The organism is Oerskovia sp. USHLN155 (assembly GCF_037145535.1).
Lineage (GTDB): Bacteria > Actinomycetota > Actinomycetes > Actinomycetales > Cellulomonadaceae > Oerskovia > Oerskovia rustica.
Genome location: NZ_JBBCXG010000005.1, coordinates 85,523 through 108,941 on the forward strand (window position 1 = coordinate 85,523; position 23,419 = coordinate 108,941).

Below are 23,419 nucleotides of genomic sequence, written 5' to 3' on the forward strand. Positions count from 1 at the left end.
CCGGGCGCCCCCGGGAGACGCCGTCAGACCTCGAGGACGACCTTGCCGCGCACGTGGCCACCCGCGACCTGCTCGACGGCCCGCGCCGCCTCGGCCAGCGGGAAGCGCGCCGAGATCTCCGACGAGAGCAGCCCGGCCTCCGCGAGGGCGAGGACCTCCGCGAGCGCACCCTTCTGCGACACCTTGGACGTGATGCCCGCGGCGAGCGACTCCTGCGACTCGACCAGGGTCACGGCGCGCGGCTTCCCGTCACGCTCCAGGCCGTCGGCGCCCAGCAGCTCGACCGTCTGGGCGACGGTCTCCGGGGAGCCGACCGTGTCGACGACCGCGGTCACGTCCGCGAGACCGGGTAGCGCGCGGACCGCGTCCACGAGGCCCGTGCCGTACGCGACGGGCGTCGCGCCGAGGCCCTGCACGTAGTCGTGGTTGCGCTCGGACGCCGTGCCGACGACGCGCGCGCCGAGCGCCTTCGCGATCTGCACCGCGGCCGAGCCCACCCCGCCTGACGCGCCGTGGACCAGGACGACGTCCTTGTCCCCGACGCCCGCCTGGATCAGCGCCGAGAACGCGGCGGACGCCGCGACCGGCAGCACCGCGGCCTGCTCGAACGGCACGTTCGCTGGCTTGACCCGCGCCTTCGCCGCCTTGACGACCGACCTCTCGCGCTGCGCGCCCGTGCCGCTCCACACGACCTCGTCGCCCGCCGCGAAGCCTTCGACGCCCTCGCCGACCGACTCGACGACGCCCGCCGCCTCGAACCCGAGCACCTGCGGGAGCTCGTCGCTGCCGCCGAACTCCCCGGCGAGCTTCTTGACGTCCGCCGGGTTGACCCCGACCACGCGGTTCGCGACGACGAGCTCGCCCTCACCGGGGGCCGGCACGGGCTCGTCGCCGACGCGCAGGACGTCGACCCCGCCGTGGCGGTCGTAGAAGATCGCGGTGCTCATGGGTCTACCTCTTCGAGATGCGGGGGCGCTGGGGGGAAACTGTGCGGTTCGCGCGAAGCCGCCTTTCACTCTTCCATCCCGGACCGAGTCCTGTCATGCGCGTTGCCGGACCGTGACCTCGGCCGTGACCTGCGGATTCAGGTGCCGGGCAGGGGGCCGCCGGCGGCGGGTCCAGCCCGTCCGGAAGGCCTGCGGCCGAGGTCCGGGGACGGCGAGGACGACTGCCCGCGGGCCGCCGCGAGGACCACGGCGTCCGCACAACCACGCGCGAAACCGTCGATCCGACGGCGGACGTCGTGGCCCAGGAGCCACGAGCCGACACGCTCGGCCACGGGTGCGAGCCACCCGGGGCGACACGTGAAGCCGTAGCGCCACACCGCCCTGGTCGCGGCCTGGTGGGGGTGTCCGACGTCACGGCCGGGTGCGGGCGCGAACCGCCAGCCACCCGCCATGCTCGCGAAGAACCACGGCCCCTCGACCATCTTCGCGGTCGCGGGGTCCACGAGGACGATCACGGACGACTCGACGACGGGCACGCGCCGATCGTCGCACGGGGGACCGACAGGCCGCGCGGTGGACGGCCGCCCGGTCGGCCGCCACGAGGACCGTCACGGGAAGCGTGGGAACGGCTCCCGCGTTGGACCTGACGATGACCGACACCGGCGCCCCCGCCCCCGGGGAGACGAGCAGCGCGCCCGCCGCACCTCGCGAGCGCGGGGCGCGCGACGCCGTCGTGCGGGCGCGGTTGCTCGCCCTGCGCGACGAGGCCCGGGCGCGGCGCGAGGCGCTGCGCGGCGAGGTGGCCGGGATCGTCGAGGCGTCCAGGGACTCGAACGCCGACGACGAGCACGATCCTGACGGCGCGACGATCGCGTTCGAGCGCGCGCAGGTCGGGGCGCTGCAGCGTCTCGCCGAGCAGCAGTCCGCCGAGGCCGAGGCGGCGCTCGCCCGGCTCGACGCCGGGACGTACGGGACGTGCGAGACGTGCGGCGCCCCGGTCGGGGAGGCGCGTCTGGCCGCGCGCCCGACGGCCCGTCAGTGCATCGCCTGCGCGTCGACGGGCCGTGCGGCGAGATAGACCCGCAGGTCTGCCTCGCCGCGACCGGCCGAGCCGTGATGGCCTACTTGTGCGGCACGCCCGCGATGAGGCCGCCGTCGACGATGAACTCCGACCCGGTCGAGTAGCTCGACTCGTCGCTCGCGAGGAACAGCACGAGCTGCGAGACCTCCTCGGGCTCGGCCGCGCGGCCCAGGGGGATGTGGAGGTCGTCCGAGCTGATCTTCTCCGTCATGGGCGTCTTGATGAAGCCCGGGTGGACCGAGTTGACGCGCACGCCCGACGGGCCGAGGTCCAGGGCCACCGACTTCGTGAGGCCGCGCACGCCGAACTTCGACGCGACGTAGCCGTGCAGGCCCGCGCTGCCGCGCATGCCCTCGACCGACGAGATGTTGATGATCGACCCGCGCCCGGCCCTGGCCATGACGGGCGAGACGGCGTGGATCCCCAGGAACGTGCCCGTGAGGTTGACGTCGATGATCGTGCGCCACATGTCGGGCGTGAACTCGGTGATGCCGGCGGCGTTCGCGATGCCCGCGTTGTTCACCAGGACGTCGATGCGGCCGAACTTCTCGAGCGTGAACGCGACGGCCGCAGCCCAGTCCTCCTCCTTGGTGACGTCGAGGTGGACGTAGGCGGCGTTCGCGCCGAGCTCGGCGACGAGCGCCTCGCCCTTGGCGTCGTCGAGGTCCGCGACGACGACCTTCGCGCCCTCGTCGACGAGCGCCTTGGCGTGGGTCACGCCCATGCCTCCGGTTCCTCCGGTGACGATGGCGACCTTGTTGTAGACACGGCCCATGGTGGGGCCTCCTTTCGGTGTGCCCGGGGTCGGGACACCCTCGTGGGGTGCCCGACGGCGGAGCGTGCGGTGTGTGGTGCGGCTCGCCGGGGCGGGTGGTCGCGTCGGGTCAGTTCGGCGCGGTCCACCAGGGGGCGAGCGAGGTGCGGGTGATCCGGGGGAAGAAGTCCGGGTCACGGGGGGACGGGGTCGCGAGCCACGCCTCGAGGGCCCCGACGGAGCCGAGCGCGACGTAGCAGGCGTACGCGCGCGCGGCCTGCTCGACCTCGGTCTGCTCGGCGTCGCACGGCACGGGCATGAGGTGCGGCTGGTCCAGGAGGAACGTGCGCAGCGTCTCGGAGAAGTGCTCCGCGAGCAGGCGGAACAGCGGGGCGCTCAGGCCTCCTTCGAGGGCGCGCTCGTAGATCGAGGTGTGCGCGTCGACGTGGCCGACGATCGCCTGCGTGATGGTGTCGACGAGCTGCCGGGGGTCGGTGCGCGGGCGCGCGTCGGGGCCGGTCGCGGGGTCGGCGGACAGGCCGTGGGCGGCCGCGAGGAAGTCGCTGCGGATCGCGTCGAGCTCTGTGCGCAGGATCGTCGTGAGGAGGTCGGCGGGGTTGCTCGCGTAGTCGTAGAACGTGGCGCGGTTGATCCCGGCGTGGGCGGAGACCTGCGAGACCGTGAGCTCGTCGATGTCCTGCTCGGCGGCGAGCTCGAGGACTGCGGTGCGCAGGGCTGCGGTGGTGCGTTCGGTGCGGGGGTCCATGTCGCCTCCTTCGGGCCTGGTGGCTGGTGCCGGGCGGTGGTGCCGGCGGGTGTGCGGCCGTTCGTCGGGCGACGGAACGTGCTGACACTTTGACGGTACGCCCGTGCCATAAAGTTTGGCAACACGTGTCGCCTAGGTGCGACAAGGCCTCCCCGCGACGGGCCGTGCCGTCTCTGCCATGCTCGATGTGAACCGCTCGACGACAGCCTGTGCACTCGGCAGGCCTCGCCCGCCACAGCCTGGCGGAGCCATCTGCGCACCGTGGCGCACCCGGTCAAGCAGCTCGGAGGTCGCTCGATGGCGGCTACGGACAGGGCCCGGCGCGCGCAACCACGCTCGGACCGGAGCAGCGGTCCGACGAGCCGTCGCCCGACGACGGGAACGAACCTGACCGCCTGAGGCGCCGCCGCGCACCTCGCCACGACGCGACCGCTCGACAGCGTGCTGCCCACGTGGGCCGGCCCGAGGGACGTTCGAGAAGAGGAGAGACCATGTCTGGATCCAACCGAGGCGCCGAGTCCGAGGAGCGCGACGTCGTCGCGCTCAACCCGCTCTTCGCCCGTCCGGGAGAAGCGACCGAGCTGCCCCGCAACGTGCTCCCTGCGGGGGAGTCCCTCCCGGAGACCGCGTACCAGATCGTCCACGACGAGGCGATGCTCGACGGCAACGCCCGCCTGAACCTTGCGACGTTCGTCGGGACGTGGATGGACCCGTACGCGCAGCGGCTGTACGAGGAGACGGCCGACAAGAACATGATCGACAAGGACGAGTACCCGGCGACGGCCGCGATCGAGACGCGCTGCTGGAAGATGCTGGGCGCCCTGTGGAACGCCCCGGACCCGGAGAACACGATCGGGACGTCGACCATCGGCTCCTCGGAGGCCGCGATGCTCGGCGGGCTCGCGCTCAAGCGGCGCTGGCAGCACGCGCGCCGCGCGGCCGGGAAGCCCACGGACCGGCCCAACCTGGTCCTGTCGAGCGCGGTGCAGGTGTGCTGGGAGAAGTTCTGCAACTACTGGGACGTCGAGGCGCGCTACGTCCCCATCTCGCTCGAGCACAAGGTGCTCGACGGGTTCGAGCTCGAGAAGTACGTGGACGAGAACACGATCGGCGTCGTGGCGATCCTCGGGGTCACGTACACCGGGATGTACGAGCCCGTCACGGAGATCGCCGCCGCCCTGGACCGCATCCAGGCCTCGACGGGGCTCGACGTCCCCATCCACGTGGACGGGGCGTCGGGGGCCATGATCGCTCCGTTCATCCAGCCCGAGCTCGAGTGGGACTTCCGGGTCCCGCGGGTCGTGTCGATCAACACGTCGGGGCACAAGTACGGGCTCGTCTACCCCGGGCTCGGGTGGGTCGTGTGGCGGGACGTCGCCTCGCTGCCCGAGGACCTGGTCTTCCGCGTCAGCTACCTGGGTGGCGACATGCCCACGTTCGCCCTCAACTTCTCGCGGCCGGGAGCACAGGTGCTGCTCCAGTACTACCTGTTCCTGCGACTCGGGTTCGACGGCTACCGCAAGGTGCAGCAGGCCTCGCAGGACGTCGCGCTCTACCTCTCGGGCGAGATCGCGAAGATGCCGCAGTTCGACCTGTGGAACGACGGGAGCGACATCCCCGTCTTCGCGTGGAGCATCGCGCAGGGGCACGGCAGGTACTGGAACCTCTACCACCTGTCCGACCGCCTGCGGCTCAAGGGCTGGCTGGTCCCCGCGTACCCGATGCCTGCGGACCTCGAGACCCTGACGGTCCAGCGCATCGTGGTGCGCAACGGGCTCAGCATGGACCTCGCGCACAGCCTGATCGACGACCTGCGCACCGAGGTCGACTACCTCGAGGCGCTCTCGGGACCCATGCCCGTCGAGGGACAGCACCCGGGCTTCCACCACTGAGGGGGACACCATGGACACGAACCAGCCGGGCGGCAGCGCCCGAGCGACGGAACCGGCCGGCGGCCCCTTCGTCCGGGCCGACGGAACCCACGCACCGACGGCCGAGCACGTCGCGCCCCACCCGTACGGGAAGGACCCGCAGCACACCGGGCCGGCCATCGGCGCCCCCGCAGCGACGCCGACCGCGTTCCTCTCGGTCTTCCAGCTCGCGATGCTCACGGTCGTCACCGTGGCGTCGTTGCGCTCGCTGCCCGCCATGGGCGCCTACGGCCTGGGCTCGATCACCCTGTTCGTCGTCCCGGCGATCCTGTTCCTCGTGCCGACGGCCCTCGTCGCCGCGGAGCTGGCGACCGGCTGGAAGGGCGGTGTGTTCACCTGGGTGCGCGAGGCGTTCGGCAACCGGATGGGCTTCACGGCCATCTGGCTCCAGTGGATCCAGAACGTCGTCTGGTACCCGACGCAGATCGCCTTCATCGCGGCGAGCCTGTCGTTCGTGATCGGGAACCAGGGGCTCGCGAGCAACGGCCTGTACACCGCGGTCGTGATCCTCGTCCTCTACTGGGGCTCGACGCTCATCACGCTCAAGGGCGGCAACCTCTTCGCCAAGGTGGGGTCGTGGAGCGGCATCCTGGGGACGCTGTTCCCCGCCGTGCTGCTGATCGTGCTCGGTGCGGTCTGGCTCGCGACCGGTGAGAAGTCGCAGACCCCCCTGGAGGTGTCCGCCGTCGTCCCGCCGTGGACGGGCATCGCGTCGATCGTCCTCGTGGTGTCCAACGTCCTCGCGTACGCCGGGATGGAGGTCAACGCGGTCCACGCGAACGACATGAAGAACCCGGGGAAGGGGTTCCCCAAGTCGATCGCCGTCGCGACGCTCCTCATCCTCGTGGTCTTCATCCTGCCCACGATCGCGATGGCGGTCGCGGTGCCCAAGAAGGACCTGGGGCTGACCAACGGCATCAACCTCGCGTTCCAGGTGTTCTTCGACAAGTGGGACATGCCGTGGGCGGTCACCGCGATCTCGGCGCTCATCGCGCTGGGAGCGTTCGCGTCCGTCGTCACGTGGATCGCCGGCCCGTCGCGAGGCCTGCTGGCCGCGGCCCGGACGGGCCTCCTGCCACCGGCCCTCCAGAAGCGCAACGCGGCGGGGGTGCAGGTGGGGATCCTCGGGGTCCAGGGGATCGTGGTGTCGGTCCTGGCGCTGCTGTTCCTCGTCATCCCGAACATCAACACGGCGTTCATCGCGCTCATCGACATGGCCGCCGCGCTCTACCTGGTCATGTACATGATGATGTTCGCCGCGGCGATCAGGCTCCGGCGCTCCCAGCCCGACGTGGTGCGGACCTACCGCACCCCCGCGATGAGGCTCGTCGCTGGGGTCGGTTTCGTCGCGTGCGCCGCGGCCTTCGCGCTCGCGTTCGTCCCGCCCGAGGGGTTCACGGGCGTGCCGCCCGCCGCCTACCCGTTCGTGGTGGCCGCGGTCGTGATCGTCCTCGGGGGACCGCCGCTCATCTTCTACGCCATGCGCAAGCCGACGTGGGACCAGCGGACCGCGGCCGAGCAGGAGACGGCCGAGGGGGTCCTGGTGAACCCGCCGGCCGGGGTCGGCACGCAGGGGAGCGGGGCCGCGGGCCCAGCCCCGGGTGGTCCGCCTCAGGGCGCACCGCGCTGAGGAGCCCGTGCCCGACGGCGGCGCGCGTCGTCGTCGGGCGGGCGGCGGTCTGACGCGGCGTGGCTCGGCGCGGCTCGCGCGGCGCGGCGTGCGCCGAGTGTGCAGTTCGGGTCGTCCCTGCTGGCGGGAGACGACCCGAACTGCACACTCGACGTCCGGTCCGGCTGGCCCGGCTGGCCCGGGGTCCGGTCCGGTGGTCGGCTCAGTCCGTGAAGCGCTCCCCGCGCTCCACGACGGTGCCCGCGCCGCGCCCGCCGGCCGCCGCACGGTCCCACGTGTAGACCTCGGTGCCGGTCACGAACACGTTCTCGGCGCGCGAGGTCACGTCGAGCGGGTCGCCCGACCAGATCACGACGTCGCCGTCGAGCCCCGGGCGCAACGAGCCGATGCGGTCGTCGAGCCCCAGGAACGCGGCCGGGTTCGTCGTGAGCGCCTGGATCGCGACGTCGCGGTCCAGACCCTCCTTCACGGCGAGCGACGCCTGGTGGACCAGGAAGTTGATGGGCACCACGGGGTGGTCGGTCGTGATGGCGACGCGCACCCCGGCGCGGGCGAGCGCCCCGAGGTTGGCGATGTCGCGGTTGCGGAGCTCGATCTTGGACCGCGAGGTGATCAGGGGGCCGAAGATGACCGGCACGTCGCGCTCGGCCAGGACGTCGGCGACCGCGGCGCCGTCGGTCCCGTGGTTGATGACGAGCTTGTAGCCGAACTCGTCCGCGAGGCGCAGCGCGGTCGCGATGTCGTCGGCGCGGTGCGTGTGCTGGTCCCAGTAGAGCTCGCCCGCGAGCACGCGCCCCAGGGTCTCCTTGGCGAGGTCGCGGTCGAACGGCTCGCCCTTGGCCTCGGCCGCGTCGCGCTTGGCGACGTAGCTCTGCGCGTCGACGAACGCCTTGCGGATCACGTTGGCGACGCCCAGGCGCGTGGACGGGAGCTTCTTCTGGTCGCCGTAGACGCGCTTGGGGTTCTCGCCCAGCGCCGACTTCACCGACACGGCCTCGCGGATGACCTGCTCGTCGACGGTCCGGCCGCCCCAGGTCTTGATCGCGACGGTCTGCCCGCCGATCGGGTTGCCCGAGCCGGGCTTGATGACGGCCGAGGTCACGCCGCCCACGAGTGCGTCGCGGAAGCCCTCGTCCTCGATGTTGATGGCGTCGAGCGCGCGCAGGGCGGCGCCGTTGGGGTCGGTCATCTCGTTGGTGTCGTTGCCGGCCCAGCCCTCGGCCTCCTCCATGACGCCCATGTGGCCGTGCGACTCGACGAAGCCGGGCAGGACCCAGCGGCCCCCGGCGTCGAGCGTGCGAACGCCGTCGGGCACGACGACGTCCTGGCCGACGGCCGTGATGACGCCGTCCTCGACGAGGACGGTCGCGTTCTCCAGGGGTGCGGAGGCGACGGGGACGACGTAGCCGTTCGTGATGGCGATGCTGTTGCGTGTGGTCATGCGCTCTATCCTCTCCCCGACCGGGCGAGCCTCGTGCTCGGGGACGCGCCGTGGGCACTCCGGAAGCCGGATCCGACGCCGCGTCATGTCCCGCTAGGGTGGTCCCGTGCTCACCCAGGTCGCCGGTCCGTTGCGCGTCGCGCGCGCCGGTCTCGTCGCGACCCTGGTGCTGGCCCTCGCGGCGCTCGCGCACCGCGTCGGCGGTGGCACGCTCCCGCACCCGCTGATCCTGCTCGCCCTGGCCTCGTTCACGATGGCCGGCGCGACGTTCGCGGCCCGCTTCCGCCTCACGTTCGGTCGGCTGGTCGCGATCCTCGGCACGGGCCAGGTCGCGCTGCACTACGGCCTGGGCTTCTCCGCACCCGCGTCGTGCGCACCGGTCGGCGGGGGTCACGCGGGCCACGCGGGCCACGCGGTGGCGGGCACGCTCGCGACCTGCGCGGCGAGCACCCCCGTGCCCGACGGCGTCGCGCACCTTCCGCACGAGACCCCCGCGGGAGCGTGGATGGTCCTGGCCCACGTGGTCGCGACCCTGGTCGTGGCCCTGGTCGTCGCGCACGGCGAGCGTGCGCTCGGCCTCCTGCTGACGTGGCTCGCACCCCGGCGGGCGCTCGCGGACCTCCTGCCCGCGCTGCCGGTCGTGCACCGGCCCCTCGCTCCGGCCGCAGCGCCGTCCCGCACGGCGACGGTCCACCTGCGGACCCCGACGACGCGCGGACCACCGCTGCTCGCCCGGCCCGTCGCCCTTCCTTCCTGACCCCGTCCGCGCTCGCGCGCGGACCATCGACGAGGCCGGCCGTCCCCCGGGTACCCCCTGCGCGAGCTCGTGCCGCGCCTCATCGAGAGCGTCTTCCATGTCTTTCCAGACCGACCAGTCCCACCACTCCCACCCGTCGACCCTTTCCACGGTCGCCGACCGTCGCGGGCGAGCGGTCGCCCTCGCGCACGCCGCGCCCCGCACCGGCCCGGCCCGGCTCCTGGTCGCGGTCCTCGCGGCCCTCGCGACGCTGGCAGCGACCCTGCTGCTCGGCATCGGCGGCGCCGCCCCGGCCCAGGCGCACGACCGCATCGTCAGCACCGACCCGGCGGACGGCGCGCAGCTCGACACCGCGCCCGCCGCACTGACCATGACGTTCAGCACCGAGCCGCTCGCGGTCGAGCCGCAGGTCGTCGTGACCGACGCGGCCGGGACCGTGGTGGCGCAGGGCAGCCCCACGATCGAGGGGACGTCCGCGACCTTCCCGTGGCCTGCCGAGCTGACCGGTGACACGTACACGATCGCGTGGCGCGTCGTCTCCTCGGACGGCCACCCCATCGAGGGCACGTTCTCGTTCGCGGTCGCGGCGGCTCCCGAGCCGGCCGCGCCCGTGGCGACCGACGAGCCCGCCGTCGTGACGCCGTCGGCCACCGAGGACACGACCGAGGCGACCACGGCGGCAGCGTCCGACGCGTCCGACGCGACCGACGACGAGGCGCGCTCGATCGTGCCGCTGCTCGTCGGGCTCGCGGTGCTCGCGGCCGCTGCCGTGGTCGTCGCCGTGCTGATCGTCCGTCGCCGCCAGCAGCAGCAGGACTGACCCCTCCCCACCTCCTTCCCGGCGACGTCGTCGCCCGGGCGTTCCCGCGACCTCGCGGTGCCCCTGGTCCTGCCCTGGACCAGGGGCACCGCGGCGCGGGCTGCCCTCGCGCGCCCCGACGCCGGGTCACGAACCGAAGGACCCACCATGTCTGCACGCACCACCCGCCGCGCGCCCCTGCTCGGCGTGACCGTCACGCTCGCCCTCCTCGCGGTCGCGGGCTGCTCCGGCACCCCGTCCGGCACGGCCTCGTCGGGCTCGTCCTCCGGCGCCTCGTCGAGCGCCGCGGCCGACCACCTGACCGCGACCGACCCCTGGATCAAGGCGGCCGAGTCCGGCATGACCGCGACGTTCGCCGTCCTGCACAACGACGGCGACCAGGACGTCACGGTCGTCGGCGCCACGTCCGACCTGTCTCCCGTCGAGCTTCACGAGATGGCGACCGACGACTCGGGCGCCATGGTCATGCGCCAGAAGGAGGGCGGGCTGACCATCCCTGCGGGCGGCGAGCACGCGCTCGAGCCCGGCGGCGACCACCTCATGCTCATGGAGCTGTCCGCGCCGGTCCAGGCCGGGGCCGAGTACGACGTCACGCTCGAGCTGAGCGACGGCTCCACGCTCGTCGTCACGGCTCCCGCGCGCACGTTCGCGGGCGCCAAGGAGAGCTACGACGACGGTCACGGCGAGGGCCACGACATGAGCCACGATGGCTGACGTCGGCCCGACCGCCCAGGCCAGGGTCTCGCGCCGCGCGTTCCTGGTCGGCGGGGCCGCCGCCGGGGCGGTCGCGGTCGCCGGTGCGGGAGGTGCGTGGGCCGGGAGGGCCACGTCCCCCGGGACGGGAGCGGCGCCGTCGGGCACGGGGGAGACCTCGCTCCACGGCGACCTGCGCGTGCCCTTCCACGGCCCGCGGCAGGCGGGCGTCGAGACGCCTCCCCAGGCGTACCTGACGCTCGTCGCGCTGACCCTCGCGCCCGGTGCGGACCGGGACGCGCTGGTGCGGCTCATGCGGATCTGGACCGACGACGTCGCCCGCCTCACGCAGGGACGTCCCGGTCTGACCGACACCGAGCCCGAGCTCGCCGAGGTGCCCGCGCGCCTCACCGTCACGGTCGGCTACGGGCCCGCGGTCTTCACCGCTGCGGGGCTCGACGACCGGCGTCCGTCGTGGCTCCGGCCCCTGCCACCGTTCGGCGTGGACCGGCTCGAGGACCGCTGGAACGACGGCGACCTGGTGCTCCAGGTCTGCGCCGACGACGAGGTGACGGTCTCGCACGCGGTCCGGATGCTGCTCCGCGAGGCGCGCGACTTCGCGTCCGTGCGGTGGCTGCAGAAGGGCTTCCGGCGGTCGGTCGGGAGCGAGCCTGCGGGGCGGACCATGCGCAACCTCATGGGGCAGGTCGACGGGACGCGGAACGTGGACCCCGTCGCGGACGCCCCGCTCGTGTGGTCGGACGGCACGGACGGGTGGCTCGCGGGCGGCACGTCGATGGTCGTGCGGCGCATCCGCATGGAGCTCGACACGTGGGACGAGGTCGACCGTTCCACGCGCGAGGCCGTCATGGGGCGCCGCCTCGTGGACGGTGCGCCGCTCACGGGCGACACGGAGCACGACGAGCCGGACCTCGACGCGGTCGGGCCGCACGGGCTGACCGTGATCGGGCCGGCTGCGCACGTCCGGCGGGCCCGGACCGACGACCAGGCCGAGCGGTTCCTCCGCCGCGCGTACAGCTACGACGTCGCTCCCGACGTCGCTGCCGACCCGTCCGTGCTCAGCAGCTCGGGCCTGGTGTTCGTGACGTTCCAGGCCGACGTCGACCGGCAGTTCGTACCGGTCCAGCGACGGCTCGACGAGGTGGACCTGCTCAACGAGTGGACGACGCCGATCGGGTCGGCGGTGTTCGCGGTGCCGCCTGGCTGTGCCGAGGGCGAGTTCCTGGGGCAGGCGCTCCTGGGCTGAGGACCGACCGGGGACGGCCCGTACGGGGTGCTGCGGCGCTCCGGGCGGGCCGTCCCGCTGCGGTGGGTGGCACCCGATGTCAGAATGTGACGGGGGTCACGTCGACGGTCTGTATCAAACGAGCGCCACCCTCCTCTGCTCAGGTGAACGCTCGGTCGTCGATGGGGGTCGTGACGGGCGTGAGGGTCGGAGGCGGCCCGTGGCGTGAGCCCTGCAGGGGGGCGCTCACGCGACGGGCCGCCTCCGGCGCGTCCGGGGTCGTGGCATGCCGCGCTCAGCGCGGCGGCGCCGTGCTGAGGCGCACCGCGAGCTCTGGCAGCACGACCTCGGGCTCGTGCACGGTCGTCGGGTCCGCGATGAGCGCGATCACGTGCTCGACCGCGAGGCGGCCGGTCAGGTGGAACGGCTGGCGGACCGTGGTGAGCGGTGGTGAGCAGTACTCCGCGAGCGCGATGTCGTCCATGCCCACGACCGAGACGTCCTCGGGGACGCGCCGCCCCCTCTCGGTGAGTCCCCGGATCAGCCCGAACGCCATCTCGTCGCTCGCGACGAACACCGCGGTGACCTCGGGCAGGCGACCCAGGACCAGGCCGTTGCGGTAGCCGGACTCGGGGCTCCAGTCGCCGTAGAGCACGGGCGGCTCGGTGCGTCCTGCGTCGTGCAGGGCGGCCTGCCACCCGGCGGTACGGCCGTTGGCGTCGTTCCACGAGGCGGGGCCGGCGAGGTGCCACACGGTCTCGTGGCCCAGCTCCAGGAGGTGCTCGGTCGCGACGCGTCCCGCGGCGACCTGGTCGACCGCGACGACCTCGGTCGCCGACGACTGCATGCCGTCCACGACGACGGTCGGGGTGCCGTGGATGAGGTCGCCGAGCGACTCGTCGTCGCGCACGGGGACCGCGATGACGAGCCCGTCGACGCCCTGGTCGAGGAGGCGGTCGACGGCCTGGGCGATCGAGGCGGGGGAGAGCGAGGCGGTGCTCGCGGTGCTCACGAAGTAGCCGCCGTCGCGGGCCGCGCGCTGCATGCCGAGCATCATGGCGCTGCCCGAGTAGAAGTCGGTCTCGTGCGTGATGACGCCGATGGTCTTGCTGCGCCCGGTCACGAGCGCGCGGGCGAGGCTGTTGCGGCGGTACCCGGTCTGCTCGACGGCGGCACGCACCCGGTTGCGGGTGGTCTCGTTGACGTTGGGGTGCCCCGACAGGACGCGGGAGACGGTCTGGGCGGAGACGCCGGCGACGCGGGCGACGTCGGCCATCGCGGGGCCGCGGCCCCGGGCGGGAACGGCCGTGGTCTTCCCCTGCGCCGGCTCCGTCCGTGCGGGCGGTGACGGTCGTTCCACGTGCTCTCCTTCGGGCGGTGAGGGCCCGGCGTGGAGCGTCGGGCACCTCGGTGTGCGGGGCCGCGGGTGTGCACCGCAGCGTAGTGGACGCCAACAGCGGGAGCCTGCCAGGCCCACGTCGTCGTCACCCTTCTGTTATCAGTGTTGACCATAACAGCCAGAACATGCAGCCGAAAGTGACGGGTTTGCGCAAGTCGCGGCACGCCTTGGTGAGTGGGTTGTGATCCATATCAACGTGTGCCAGAGTGTGCTCCACGCAGACCGCGGCGCCGTCGCCGCTCCATCCTCAGCACAGTGTGGTCAGAAGGAGAGTCATGAAGTCATCGATCGTCAAGGCAGTCGGGGTCGCGTCGATCCTCACCCTCGCTGCGGGCGGCCTGACCGCCTGCTCGTCGGACACGACGTCCGGTGGCTCGGCAGGCGGCGACGGCAAGGTCAAGGAGATCGAGGTCTGGACGTGGGCCGCGGGCTACGACGAGTCGGCGAAGATCTTCAACGACACGCACGACGACATCAAGATCAAGTACACGCAGATCGAGCCCGGCAACAAGGGCGGCTACGACAAGATCCGCAACTCGATCACCGCGGGCAACGCCCCGTGCATCGCCCAGGTCGGCTTCGAGACGCTCCCCAGCTTCGTCGCCGAGGGCAACGTCGTGGACGTCACCGAGTTCGCCGGGAAGGACAAGGACCTCTACGCCCCCGCGGGCTGGGCCGGCGTCAACGTGGGCGGCAAGACCTACGGCGCCCCGCAGGACCAGGGCCCCATGGTGCTCTTCTACAACAAGACCGTGTTCGAGGCGAACGGCGTCGCCGTCCCCACCACGTGGGCCGAGTACCAGGCCGCGGGCGAGAAGCTCAAGGCCGCGGGCATCAAGCTGACCGGCACGTACGAGGACTACGACTACTCGGGCTTCGCCTGGCAGGCCGGTGCACCCTGGTACGAGATCAAGGACGGCGCCTGGTCCATCACGCCCGACTCCCCGGCCAACCTCGAGGTCGCCGACTACTGGCAGGGCCTCATCGACGCCGACGTGATCGGCGCGGGCATCTGGAGCGACGACTGGGCAGCAGGCCTCGGCGACGGCTCGATCGCCACGATCGTGGGCGCCGCCTGGTTCGCGGGCATCCTCAAGGACTCCGCCGCGGCCTCGTCCGGCGACTGGGCCGTGGCCGAGCTCCCGCAGTGGAAGGCGGGCGACGCCAGGACCGGCAACGTGGGCGGCAGCCTCTCCGCGGTCCTCAAGGGCTGCGACGACCCCGAGGCGGCCTGGACGGTCGCCAACTGGATCAGCACCGACCCCGCGTCGGTCGACGAGCTCGTCAAGGGCGGCGGCGTCTACCCGGCCTCGGTCGCGGGCCTCGAGTCCGAGCTCCTCGCCACGGGCGACGACTACTTCGGCGGCCAGGTCATCAGCGACGTGTTCAAGACCGCGTCCGGCCAGGTCAACGAGGACTGGGCCTGGGGCCCCGGCGTCTCGACCCTCGTGGGCACGCTCGGTACGGGCATGAAGCAGGCCTACGCCAAGGAGGGCGGCGCGACCGTCGCGACCGCGCTCACCGGCGCCCGCGAGGCCACGGTCTCCGAGCTCAAGCAGCAGGGCATCGCCGTCAACGAGTGACCTGACGGTCCCCGCACCACCCGCGCGGTCCCGCCGCGCACGAGCAGCACAAGGCCCGACGACGCCACGCACCTGCGAGCACCGGTGCACCTGGGCGCGTGACGTCGTCGGGCACCACGACGCATCCCCCTGAGGAACCCACCATGACCACGAGCCTGACGTCGGCGGCACCGCCGCCGGTCGAGACGAAGCGAGCGGCGACCACGCCGCCCAAGCGACCGCGCAGCCGGACCAGCCGGTACGCGATCTGGTTCGTCGGTCCGTTCGTGGTGCTGTTCGTCGGGATGTACGTCGCGCCCATCCTGTTCGCGATCTACAAGAGCATGTTCCGCATCCAGCGGGACGCGCTCGGGCTGGGCGGGACGCAGGAGATCTTCGACCCCCTGTTCAACTACGCGTACGCGCTGGGCGACTCGACGTTCATCGAGTCGATCGGCCGCGTGCTCCTGTTCGGCGTCGTGCAGGTGCCCGTCATGCTGGGCCTCGCGCTCGGGATCGCGCTCCTCATCGACTCGGCCTCGGCGCGGGCCAAGGGCTTCTTCCGCCTCTCGAGCTTCGCGCCCTACGCGGTGCCGACCGTGGTCTCGGCGCTCATGTGGTCGTTCCTCTACTCGCCGACGAACAACCCGTTCAACCAGCTCCTCGGACTGTTCGGGCTCGACATCAACTTCCTCAGCCAGGACTTCGCCCTGTGGGCCGTCGCGAACGTCGTGACGTGGGGCTGGACCGGCTACAACATGATCATCATCTACGCCGCGCTCCAGGGGGTCCCGGGCGAGGTGCTCGAGGCCGCCAAGCTCGACGGCGCCTCGCCGTGGCGCACCGCGTGGAGCATCAAGATCCCGCTCGTGCGGCCAGCGATCCTCCTCACCACGATCTTCTCGATCATCGGCTCCGCGCAGCTCTACAACGAGCCGTTCGTGCTCAAGCAGAGCACCGGGGCGATCGACGCGAGCTACACGCCGATCATGGCCGCGCAGGCCTCGCTCCAGTCGGCCAACTACCCGTACGCCGCGGCCCAGTCGGTGCTGCTCGCGGTCGGCGTGGCCGTGCTGTCCGTCCTCTTCTTCCGTCTGACGTCCAGGAGGTCCTCGTGACCACGAGCACCGCACCCGTCCGGGCCGAGAAGACCGCGGGCAACCGCCAGCGCCGCAAGCGCACCGACGCGAAGGGGAGCCAGGGGAGCACGGGCGGCCTGCGCGGCGACTCGATCGAGACCACGGCCACGAGCCGCATCGCGGTCACCGCGGTCCTCGCGCTCACGGCCGTGTACTTCCTGTTCCCCCTGTGGTGGCTGTTCGTCGCGGCCACCAAGGACGCCGGGTACACGTTCGCCGGCAGCCCCCTGTGGTTCTCGAACTTCGACCTGTTCGGCAACATCGGCGACCTGTTCGCCTACAAGGACGGCATCTTCGCCGTCTGGATGGCGAACTCGGCGCTCTACTCGATCGTCGGCGCGGGCCTCGGGACGCTGATCGCGGTCTCGACGGGCTACGCCCTGGCGAAGTACGAGTTCCGCGGCAAGGGCGTGCTGTTCGGCGTGGTCCTCGGTGCGGTCCTCATCCCCAAGGTCCTGTTCACGCTGCCGCTGTTCCTCATGTTCTCCGCGACCGGCATCGTCAACACGTACCTCGCGGTGCTCCTGCCCAGCATCGTGAGCCCGTTCGGCGTCTACCTGGGACGCATCTTCGCCGCGAGCTCGGTGCCCGACGAGGTCATCGAGGCCGCCCGCCTCGACGGCGCGAGCGAGGGCCGCATCTTCTTCGGGGTCAGCCTCAAGATGATGGCCCCCGCGCTCGTCACGATCTTCCTCTTCCAGTTCGTCGAGATCTGGAACAACTTCCTGCTCCCCTCGCAGGTCCTCATCTCCGAGAACCTGCGGCCCGTCACGGTCGGGCTGGTGAGCTGGAACGCCCTGGTCCAGGCCGGCCAGATCGAGCGGCACATGGTCATCATCGGTGCGTTCGTGGCGGTCGTCCCGCTCATCGTCGCGTTCCTCTCCCTCCAGCGCTTCTGGCGCTCCGGACTCGCAGCGGGGGCCATCAAGTGAACCAGCAGCACCCAGCCGGCCAGGCCTCGAGCCCGGTCGGCGGACCGACCCTGCGCGCCGACGGCGCGAACCTCCTGCGGGACGGGGCTCCGCACCGCATGCTCTCGGGCTCGATCCACTACTTCCGCGTGCACCCCGACCAGTGGGAGGACCGCCTCCTGCGCCTGCGCGCCATGGGCCTCAACACTGTCGACACGTACGTCCCGTGGAACTGGCACGAGGCCGAGCGCGGCACGTTCGACTTCACCGGGTGGCGCGACGTCGAGCGGTTCGTGCGCCTCGCGGGCGACCTGGGGCTCGACGTCGTGGTGCGCCCCGGCCCGTACATCTGCGCCGAGTGGGACAACGGCGGCCTGCCGGCCTGGCTCACGGCGCTGCCCGGCGTGCGGCTGCGGTGCAGCGACGAGACGTACCTCGCGGCGGTCGCGGCCTGGTTCGACGAGCTGGTGCCGCGCCTCGCGGCGCTCCAGGCGAACCGGGGCGGACCCGTCGTGGCCGTCCAGGTCGAGAACGAGTACGGCAGCTACGGCGACGACCACGCCTACATGGCCTGGGTCCACGACGCGCTCGTGGCCCGCGGGATCGACGAGCTCCTCTTCACGGCCGACGGCCCCACCGACCTCATGCTCGACGGCGGCACGCTCCCGGGCGTCCTGGCCGCGGCCACGTTCGGCAGCCGTCCAGGGCAGGCGCTCGACAAGCTCACGGCCCGCCGCGGCGAGCAGCCGTTCGTGTGCGCCGAGTTCTGGAACGGCTGGTTCGACCACTGGGGCGACCCGCACCACGTGCGCGGCGCCGACAGTGCGGCGTCCGACGTGCGCGACCTCCTCGACCTCGGCGGGTCCGTGAGCCTGTACATGGCGCACGGCGGCACGAACTTCGGGCTGACCGCGGGGGCCAACCACGACGGGACGCGCCTCCAGCCGACCGTCACGAGCTACGACTCCGACGCCGCGGTGGCCGAGGACGGCACCGTGACGTCCAAGTTCTTCGCGCTGCGCAAGGTGCTCACCGAGTACCGGGGCGACGTCGGGGACACCCAGGACGACCGGTGGATCCAGCCCCCGGTCCGGCTCCCGGCGCGCGCCCTGCCTCCGGTGAGCACCCGCCCGCTCCTGCCCGCCCTGCGGGCGCTCGGTGCCGCGACCGCCGCTTCGTCGCCGCTGACGTTCGAGCAGCTCGGGCAGAACGCCGGGCTCGTGCTCCACACGGCCACGCCGACGCTCCCGCCCGGCAGCAGCACGCTCTCGATCCTCGGCCTGCACGACCGGGCGACGGTCTACGTCGACGGCCACGAGGTCGGCGTCCTGGAGCGCGAGACCTCGCACCGGGGGCTCACGGTCGTCGGTCGCGGGGTGCCCGTGCGGCTCGACATCCTCGTCGAGAACCTCGGCCGCATCAACTACGGGCCCCGGCTCGGCGAGCACAAAGGCATCCTCGGCGACGTCCTGGTCGAGCGGCGCATCGTGCACGGCTGGACCTCGCGGTCCCTGCCGCTCGACCTGCTGCCCGTGGACGGGCTGTGGGGGAGCGGGGCCGCAGGCGGGCCCGACGCCGACGACTCCGACAGAGCCGACGCCGTCGGGCCGCAGGGCGTGATCGCCCGGACGACGCTCGACGTCGAGGACCCTGCCGACGCCTTCCTCGCCCTGCCGGGCTGGACCAAGGGGTTCGTCTGGGTCAACGACGTGCTGCTCGGCCGCTACTGGGAGCGCGGCCCGCAGCACACCCTCTACGTCCCCGCGCCGCTGCTGCGCGCGGGGAGCAACACCGTCACGGTCCTCGAGCTGCACGAGGTCGGTTCCGACCTCGAGCTGAAGGACGAGGCCGTCCTCGGCGAGCCCGAGGAGTACGTCGAAGAGCTGTGACGCCCGTCGGTCGGGGGACGGCCGATGAACTGCTATCGAAGGAGACAGCACATGGTTCGACATTCCCCTGGCCCCCGGGCCGGTTCCCTCCCGGGCGGCGGCTCGCGCCGCGCCCGCCGGCTCGTGGCGCTCGCCACCGCGGTCGTGGTGCCGTTCGCGGCGCTGCCGGTCGCCGCCCTCCCCGCGGCGGCGACCAGCAGCACGGCCCAGCTCTCGGCCCTGGGCCTGACGGCCGAGCAGGTCGCCGCGGCGAGCGTCGAGGGCGCGGCGACGCTGCGCTCTCCTCAGCTCGACGTCCAGGTCGCCGCCGACTTCCCGCGTGTCCTCAGCTACACCGACCGCGCATCGGGAGCCTCGCTCGCGGGCAGCACCGCGACCGTGGCGAAGGTGCGCCTCAACGGCACCGACCGCACCGTCGCGGTCGAGGCCGGCGAGCCCGGTGAGACGAGCCGCGACTACCGCCTGACGTTCCCCGACCTCGCGGGCGTCAGCATCGACACGCGCCTCGAGGTCGACGGCAGCGCCGTGACGTTCCGCGTCACGGGCGTGACCGACACCGAGGCCTTCCGCGTCGGGACCATCGAGGTCCCCGGCCACGACCTGCTCTCCGTCTCGTCGGCCGACCCCTCGGCCGTCGTCGCCTCGGCCGTGATCAGCCCGGACCGCGGCAAGGTCGGCGACACGTTCACGACCGTCACGGGGCAGACCCCCGTCAACGCGAACCCGGTCGGGTCCGCGTACGCGATCGTGAGCACGAGCGCGCTGTCGGCGACGATCGTGACCAACAGCGTCTACGACGAGGCGGGCGGCAAGGCCGCCGCGGACGGCAACCGCCTGCAGCGCCAGGCGCGCGCGGCCGACGGCGGCGTGCGCGTGGGCGTCTGGAGCGGCGCCTGGACCTACCGGGCCCAGGGCTCGCCCGTCACCGAGGAGCTGCCGTACGCGACCGTCGTCGTGACGGCCGACGCCAACGCCGACGACAAGGTCGACTGGCAGGACGGCGCGATCGCGTTCCGCGCGACCGCGCCCAAGGCGCTCGGCGCCGACCAGGTCGCCGACCGCGTCGTGACCCACATCCCGTTCAACTTCGCCTCGCAGGCCACGCACCCGTTCCTGCGCACGCTCGACGACGTCAAGCGCATCTCGCTCGCGACCGACGGCCTGGGCCAGATGGCGCTGCTCAAGGGCTACGGCTCCGAGGGTCACGACTCCGCGCACCCCGACTACGGCGGCAACTACAACGAGCGCGCAGGCGGCCTCGAGGACATGAACACGCTCCTCGAGCAGGGCGGCGACTGGAACGCGGACTTCGGCGTCCACATCAACGCGACCGAGGCCTACGCCGAGGCGAACGCCTTCTCCGACGAGCTCGTCGACCCGTCGGCCAAGGGCTGGAACTGGCTCGGCCAGTCGTACTACATCGACCAGCGCCGCGACGTGAACAGCGGGGACCTGGCCGCGCGCATCGGCCAGCTCGCCGACGAGACCCGGGGCAACCTGGACCTGCTCTACGTCGACGTCTACTACAACTTCGGCTGGCAGGCCCGCGCCCTCGCGGACGCGGCCCGCGCCAACGACCTCCAGATCGCGACCGAGTGGTCCGACAAGTTCGAGGCGAGCTCGCTGTGGAGCCACTGGTCCGCGGACGAGAACTACGGAGGCGCCGCGAACAAGGGCCTGAACTCCCAGATCGTGCGCTTCATCGACAACGCCGAGAAGGACACCTGGAACCCGCACCCGCTGCTCGGCAACGCGCGGCTCGTCGAGTTCGAGGGCTGGACCGGGCAGACCGACTGGAACGCGTTCTACAAGAACATCTGGACGACCAACGTCCCGACCAAGTTCCTCCAGCACGAGGAGATCGTGCGCTGGGGCACCGACCGGATCGACTTCACGGGTGACGTCTCGGCGCGCGGGACGACCTCAGCCGACCGGCAGATCCTCGTCGGGGACGCAGTGGTCGCCACGGGCGGCACCTACCTCCTGCCGTGGAACGCGTCCGACGCCCCCGGGATCGAGGGGGAGGCCGCCGAGGGTGGCAAGCTCTACCACTACAACCCGGCCGGCGGCTCGACCACGTGGACCCTCACGGACGAGCTCTCCGGCGCCACGAGCCTGACGATGTACAAGCTCACGACGACGGGCCGCGAGAAGGTCGCGGACGTCCCGGTCACGGGCGGCAAGGTCACGGTCGAGGCGACCGCGGGCCAGCCGTACGTCCTGTACCCGCAGGGCGTCACGACGCCCTCGGCCGACGACGTCGCGTGGGGCAGCGCGAGCGGCATCGTCGACCCCGGCTTCAACGCCGCGACGCTCGACGCGTACGAGACGACCGGCACCACGGGCATCGAGACGCTGTCCAACGGGCAGCGCGTCGCGACGCTCGGTGCGGGCGCGTCGTCGCTGAGCCAGCAGCTCGGCGAGCTCTCGACGGGCACCTACGCCGTGAGCGCTTGGGTCGAGGTCCAGCCCGGGACGTCCCGCACGACGACCCTGTCCGTCTCGGGCGAGGGCGTCGCGCAGACCGCGAGCACCGTCGTCGAGCGCTCGACCGCGAAGAACCTCGTCGCGGCCGACGAGAAGAACAACCGCTACTACCAGCGCGTCCAGGTGCTCGTCGACGTCGCGGGCCCGGCCCGCCCGACGCTGACGGTCTCCGCCTCGGCGGGCGACGCCGTCGTGCGGGTGGACGACCTGCGGGTCGTGAGCGCCACGCGCTCGGTGGCCCCGGCCGTCGAGGGCGAAGCGGTCGTCGCGTTCGACGACTTCGAGAACGTGACCCAGGGCTGGGGACCGTTCGTCAAGGGCGACGCGGGCGGCGTGACCGACCCGCGCACGCACATCGCCAAGCGCAACGCCCCGTACACGCAGGCCGGCTGGAACGGGAAGCTCGTCGACGACGCGCTGTCCGGCGACTGGTCGCTCAAGGCGCACGAGGAGAACAAGGGTCTCGTCTACCGCACCGTGCCCAGCACGGTGAGGCTCGAGGCCGGCCGCCAGTACCGCGTGAGCTTCGACTACCAGTCGGGCAACGGCGGCGAGTACCAGTGGGTCACGGGCTACGACTCGGTCGCGAGCGGCGCCCCGGCGTCGGTCGAGACGCACGCGACCCCGCTGGGTCAGCAGCGCACGACCGCGACGTTCTCCGAGGACGTCGTCGCGAGCGGCTGCGGTGACACCTGGGTGGGGCTGCGCAAGCTCACCGCGGGCGGCAACCAGTCCGACCTGATCCTCGACGACTTCCGCGTCGTGGACCTGGGCCCGGCCGAGGCCACACCGGCCTGCGCGTCGCTCACCGTCTCCCCGGGGCCGGTCGCGTTCGAGCCCGACGTCGCGAGCACCGTCACGACGCGCCTCACGGTCCACGAGCCCGTGGCCGTCGCGGACGTCGCCGTGACGCTCGACGTGCCCGAGGGCTGGGAGGTCGAGGCGACCAACGCCTCGACCGCGGCCACGCTCCCCGCGGGCGGCGTGCTGACCACGACGTGGCAGGTCACCCCGCACGGCAAGATCACGGCCGACGCCTACACGCTCACGTCGGGCGGCTCGTACACGACCACGGCAGCGCCCGTCGGGAAGCGGTCGGTCGAGGCCGGCCAGTCGGTGTGGGTCGTCGTCCCGCCGAACGGCGGCGAGAACTGGGTCAGCGACCTGCCCTTCGTCTCGACGACCAACGGGTGGGGACCGGTCGAGCGTGACCTGTCCAACGGCGAGCAGGGCGAGAAGGACGGCAAGCCGCTCACGCTGCGCGGCGTCGTCCACGAGAAGGGCCTGGGTACGCACGCGAAGTCGACCGTCCGGGTCTTCCTCGCCGGGCAGTGCGAGGCCTTCACGGCGACCGTGGGCGTCGACGACGTCCAGGCGACCAAGGGCACCGTGCAGTTCACGGTCCTCGGCGACGGCACGCAGCTCGCCCAGACCGAGGTGCTCAAGGGCGGCGGCAAGACCGTCGACCTGAACGTGCCCGTCACGGGGGTCCGCTACCTCGACCTGGTCGTCGGGGACGGCGGCGACGGCAACGGCAACGACCACGCCGACTGGGGCTCCGCCAAGGTGTCCTGCGCCGACCCGGTCGAGCCCGAGCCCGAGCCCGAGCTCGAGGTCACCACGACGGCCACCTCGCAGTGCACGGGCGCGCGCGCCCAGGTCACGGCGCGCGCGGTCAACGAGGAGGACTTCCCGGTCGACGTGGTGGTCACGACGCCGTACGGCACCAAGACCTTCAACAACGTCCAGCCCGGCAAGAGCGCGAGCCAGAAGTTCAACTCCCGCAGCGAGGCGATCGAGGCGGGGACGGTGACGTTCACGGCGACCGCCACGGTCGACGGCAAGGAGGTCACGACCACGACCGAGAGGTCGTTCGAGGCCGCGAGCTGCCGCTAGCCGCTCGGGTCGGCGAACTCGTCGGCCGCACGTCGACCCGGACGCCCCGGGACTCGTCACGAGTCCCGGG

18 protein-coding genes are annotated in these 23,419 nt (G+C 72.4%); 12 read left to right on the forward strand and 6 right to left on the reverse strand.

Annotation, left to right across the window (positions count from 1 at the left end):
• Positions 1 to 23: 23 nt before the first annotated feature.
• Together WFH32_RS08345 and WFH32_RS08350 are read right to left on the reverse strand one after the other, a co-directional pair.
• On the reverse strand, positions 24 to 947 hold the full coding sequence (locus WFH32_RS08345; RefSeq protein WP_336706899.1) for a quinone oxidoreductase family protein: 924 nt from the start codon (positions 945 to 947) through the stop codon (positions 24 to 26).
• Positions 948 to 1,084: 137 nt separating this feature from the next.
• A complete protein-coding gene (locus tag WFH32_RS08350) occupies positions 1,085 to 1,483 on the reverse strand; it encodes a hypothetical protein (protein ID WP_336706900.1) in 399 nt (132 codons plus the stop codon).
• 113 nt (positions 1,484 to 1,596) lie between these two features.
• Here WFH32_RS08350 and WFH32_RS08355 point away from each other — a divergent pair, with 113 nt between their 5' ends.
• Complete coding sequence (locus WFH32_RS08355) at positions 1,597 to 2,025, forward strand: TraR/DksA family transcriptional regulator (RefSeq protein WP_191796081.1); 429 nt, start codon at positions 1,597 to 1,599, stop codon at positions 2,023 to 2,025.
• A 43-nt stretch (positions 2,026 to 2,068) separates the two neighbouring features.
• Here the strand turns inward: WFH32_RS08355 and WFH32_RS08360 are convergent, their stop codons facing one another.
• Together WFH32_RS08360 and WFH32_RS08365 are read right to left on the reverse strand one after the other, a co-directional pair.
• Positions 2,069 to 2,803, reverse strand: coding sequence for a glucose 1-dehydrogenase (locus WFH32_RS08360; protein ID WP_336706901.1), 735 nt, complete (start codon positions 2,801 to 2,803; stop codon positions 2,069 to 2,071).
• Between the two features lie 109 nt (positions 2,804 to 2,912).
• A complete protein-coding gene (locus WFH32_RS08365) occupies positions 2,913 to 3,548 on the reverse strand; it encodes a TetR/AcrR family transcriptional regulator (RefSeq protein WP_336706902.1) in 636 nt (211 codons plus the stop codon).
• 491 nt (positions 3,549 to 4,039) lie between these two features.
• On the opposite strand from WFH32_RS08365, the gene WFH32_RS08370 reads away from it, so the two are divergent.
• Positions 4,040 to 5,440, forward strand: coding sequence for a glutamate decarboxylase (locus WFH32_RS08370; RefSeq protein WP_191796078.1), 1,401 nt, complete (start codon positions 4,040 to 4,042; stop codon positions 5,438 to 5,440).
• Between the two features lie 10 nt (positions 5,441 to 5,450).
• A complete protein-coding gene (locus tag WFH32_RS08375) occupies positions 5,451 to 7,109 on the forward strand; it encodes an APC family permease (protein WP_336706903.1) in 1,659 nt (552 codons plus the stop codon).
• A gap of 202 nt (positions 7,110 to 7,311) precedes the next feature.
• Here WFH32_RS08375 and WFH32_RS08380 read toward each other — a convergent pair whose 3' ends face one another.
• Positions 7,312 to 8,550 (reverse strand): amidohydrolase, encoded by a 1,239-nt coding sequence (locus WFH32_RS08380; protein ID WP_191796076.1) that lies wholly within the window; start codon positions 8,548 to 8,550, stop codon positions 7,312 to 7,314.
• 106 nt (positions 8,551 to 8,656) lie between these two features.
• Here WFH32_RS08380 and WFH32_RS08385 point away from each other — a divergent pair, with 106 nt between their 5' ends.
• The 4 genes from WFH32_RS08385 (at position 8,657) to WFH32_RS08400 (ending at position 12,087) form a co-directional block, all read left to right on the forward strand.
• On the forward strand, positions 8,657 to 9,307 hold the full coding sequence (locus WFH32_RS08385; RefSeq protein WP_336706906.1) for a hypothetical protein: 651 nt from the start codon (positions 8,657 to 8,659) through the stop codon (positions 9,305 to 9,307).
• A 97-nt stretch (positions 9,308 to 9,404) separates the two neighbouring features.
• Positions 9,405 to 10,127, forward strand: coding sequence for a copper resistance CopC family protein (locus tag WFH32_RS08390; RefSeq protein ID WP_336706908.1), 723 nt, complete (start codon positions 9,405 to 9,407; stop codon positions 10,125 to 10,127).
• Positions 10,128 to 10,274: 147 nt separating this feature from the next.
• Positions 10,275 to 10,841 (forward strand): copper chaperone PCu(A)C, encoded by a 567-nt coding sequence (locus WFH32_RS08395; protein ID WP_336706910.1) that lies wholly within the window; start codon positions 10,275 to 10,277, stop codon positions 10,839 to 10,841.
• The gene (locus tag WFH32_RS08400) at positions 10,834 to 12,087 is read left to right on the forward strand and encodes a Dyp-type peroxidase (protein ID WP_191796072.1); all 1,254 of its coding nucleotides are present in this window, start codon (positions 10,834 to 10,836) and stop codon (positions 12,085 to 12,087) included. The genes WFH32_RS08395 and WFH32_RS08400 overlap by 8 nt, the downstream gene beginning before the upstream one ends.
• A 274-nt stretch (positions 12,088 to 12,361) precedes the next feature.
• On the opposite strand, the gene WFH32_RS08405 is transcribed toward WFH32_RS08400, so the two are convergent.
• Positions 12,362 to 13,426 carry a LacI family DNA-binding transcriptional regulator gene (locus WFH32_RS08405; RefSeq protein ID WP_318244081.1) on the reverse strand — a complete coding sequence of 355 codons (1,065 nt, stop codon included), beginning with the start codon at positions 13,424 to 13,426 and terminating at the stop codon, positions 12,362 to 12,364.
• Between the two features lie 314 nt (positions 13,427 to 13,740).
• Between WFH32_RS08405 and WFH32_RS08410 the strand changes: the two genes are divergently transcribed.
• From WFH32_RS08410 to WFH32_RS08430, 5 genes are all read left to right on the forward strand, one after another.
• Positions 13,741 to 15,048, forward strand: a complete 1,308-nt coding sequence (locus WFH32_RS08410; protein ID WP_336706912.1) for an ABC transporter substrate-binding protein — start codon at positions 13,741 to 13,743, stop codon at positions 15,046 to 15,048.
• Between the two features lie 143 nt (positions 15,049 to 15,191).
• Entirely contained in the window at positions 15,192 to 16,145 is a 954-nt protein-coding gene (locus WFH32_RS08415; protein WP_191796070.1) for a carbohydrate ABC transporter permease, read from the forward strand.
• A complete protein-coding gene (locus WFH32_RS08420) occupies positions 16,142 to 17,098 on the forward strand; it encodes a carbohydrate ABC transporter permease (RefSeq protein WP_318244080.1) in 957 nt (318 codons plus the stop codon). The genes WFH32_RS08415 and WFH32_RS08420 overlap by 4 nt, the downstream gene beginning before the upstream one ends.
• The gene (locus tag WFH32_RS08425; RefSeq protein ID WP_318244079.1) at positions 17,095 to 18,966 is read left to right on the forward strand and encodes a glycoside hydrolase family 35 protein; all 1,872 of its coding nucleotides are present in this window, start codon (positions 17,095 to 17,097) and stop codon (positions 18,964 to 18,966) included. Before WFH32_RS08420 ends, WFH32_RS08425 begins: the two co-directional genes overlap by 4 nt.
• A 51-nt stretch (positions 18,967 to 19,017) precedes the next feature.
• Positions 19,018 to 23,349, forward strand: coding sequence for an endo-alpha-N-acetylgalactosaminidase family protein (locus tag WFH32_RS08430; RefSeq protein ID WP_336706913.1), 4,332 nt, complete (start codon positions 19,018 to 19,020; stop codon positions 23,347 to 23,349).
• Positions 23,350 to 23,419 lie beyond the last annotated feature (70 nt).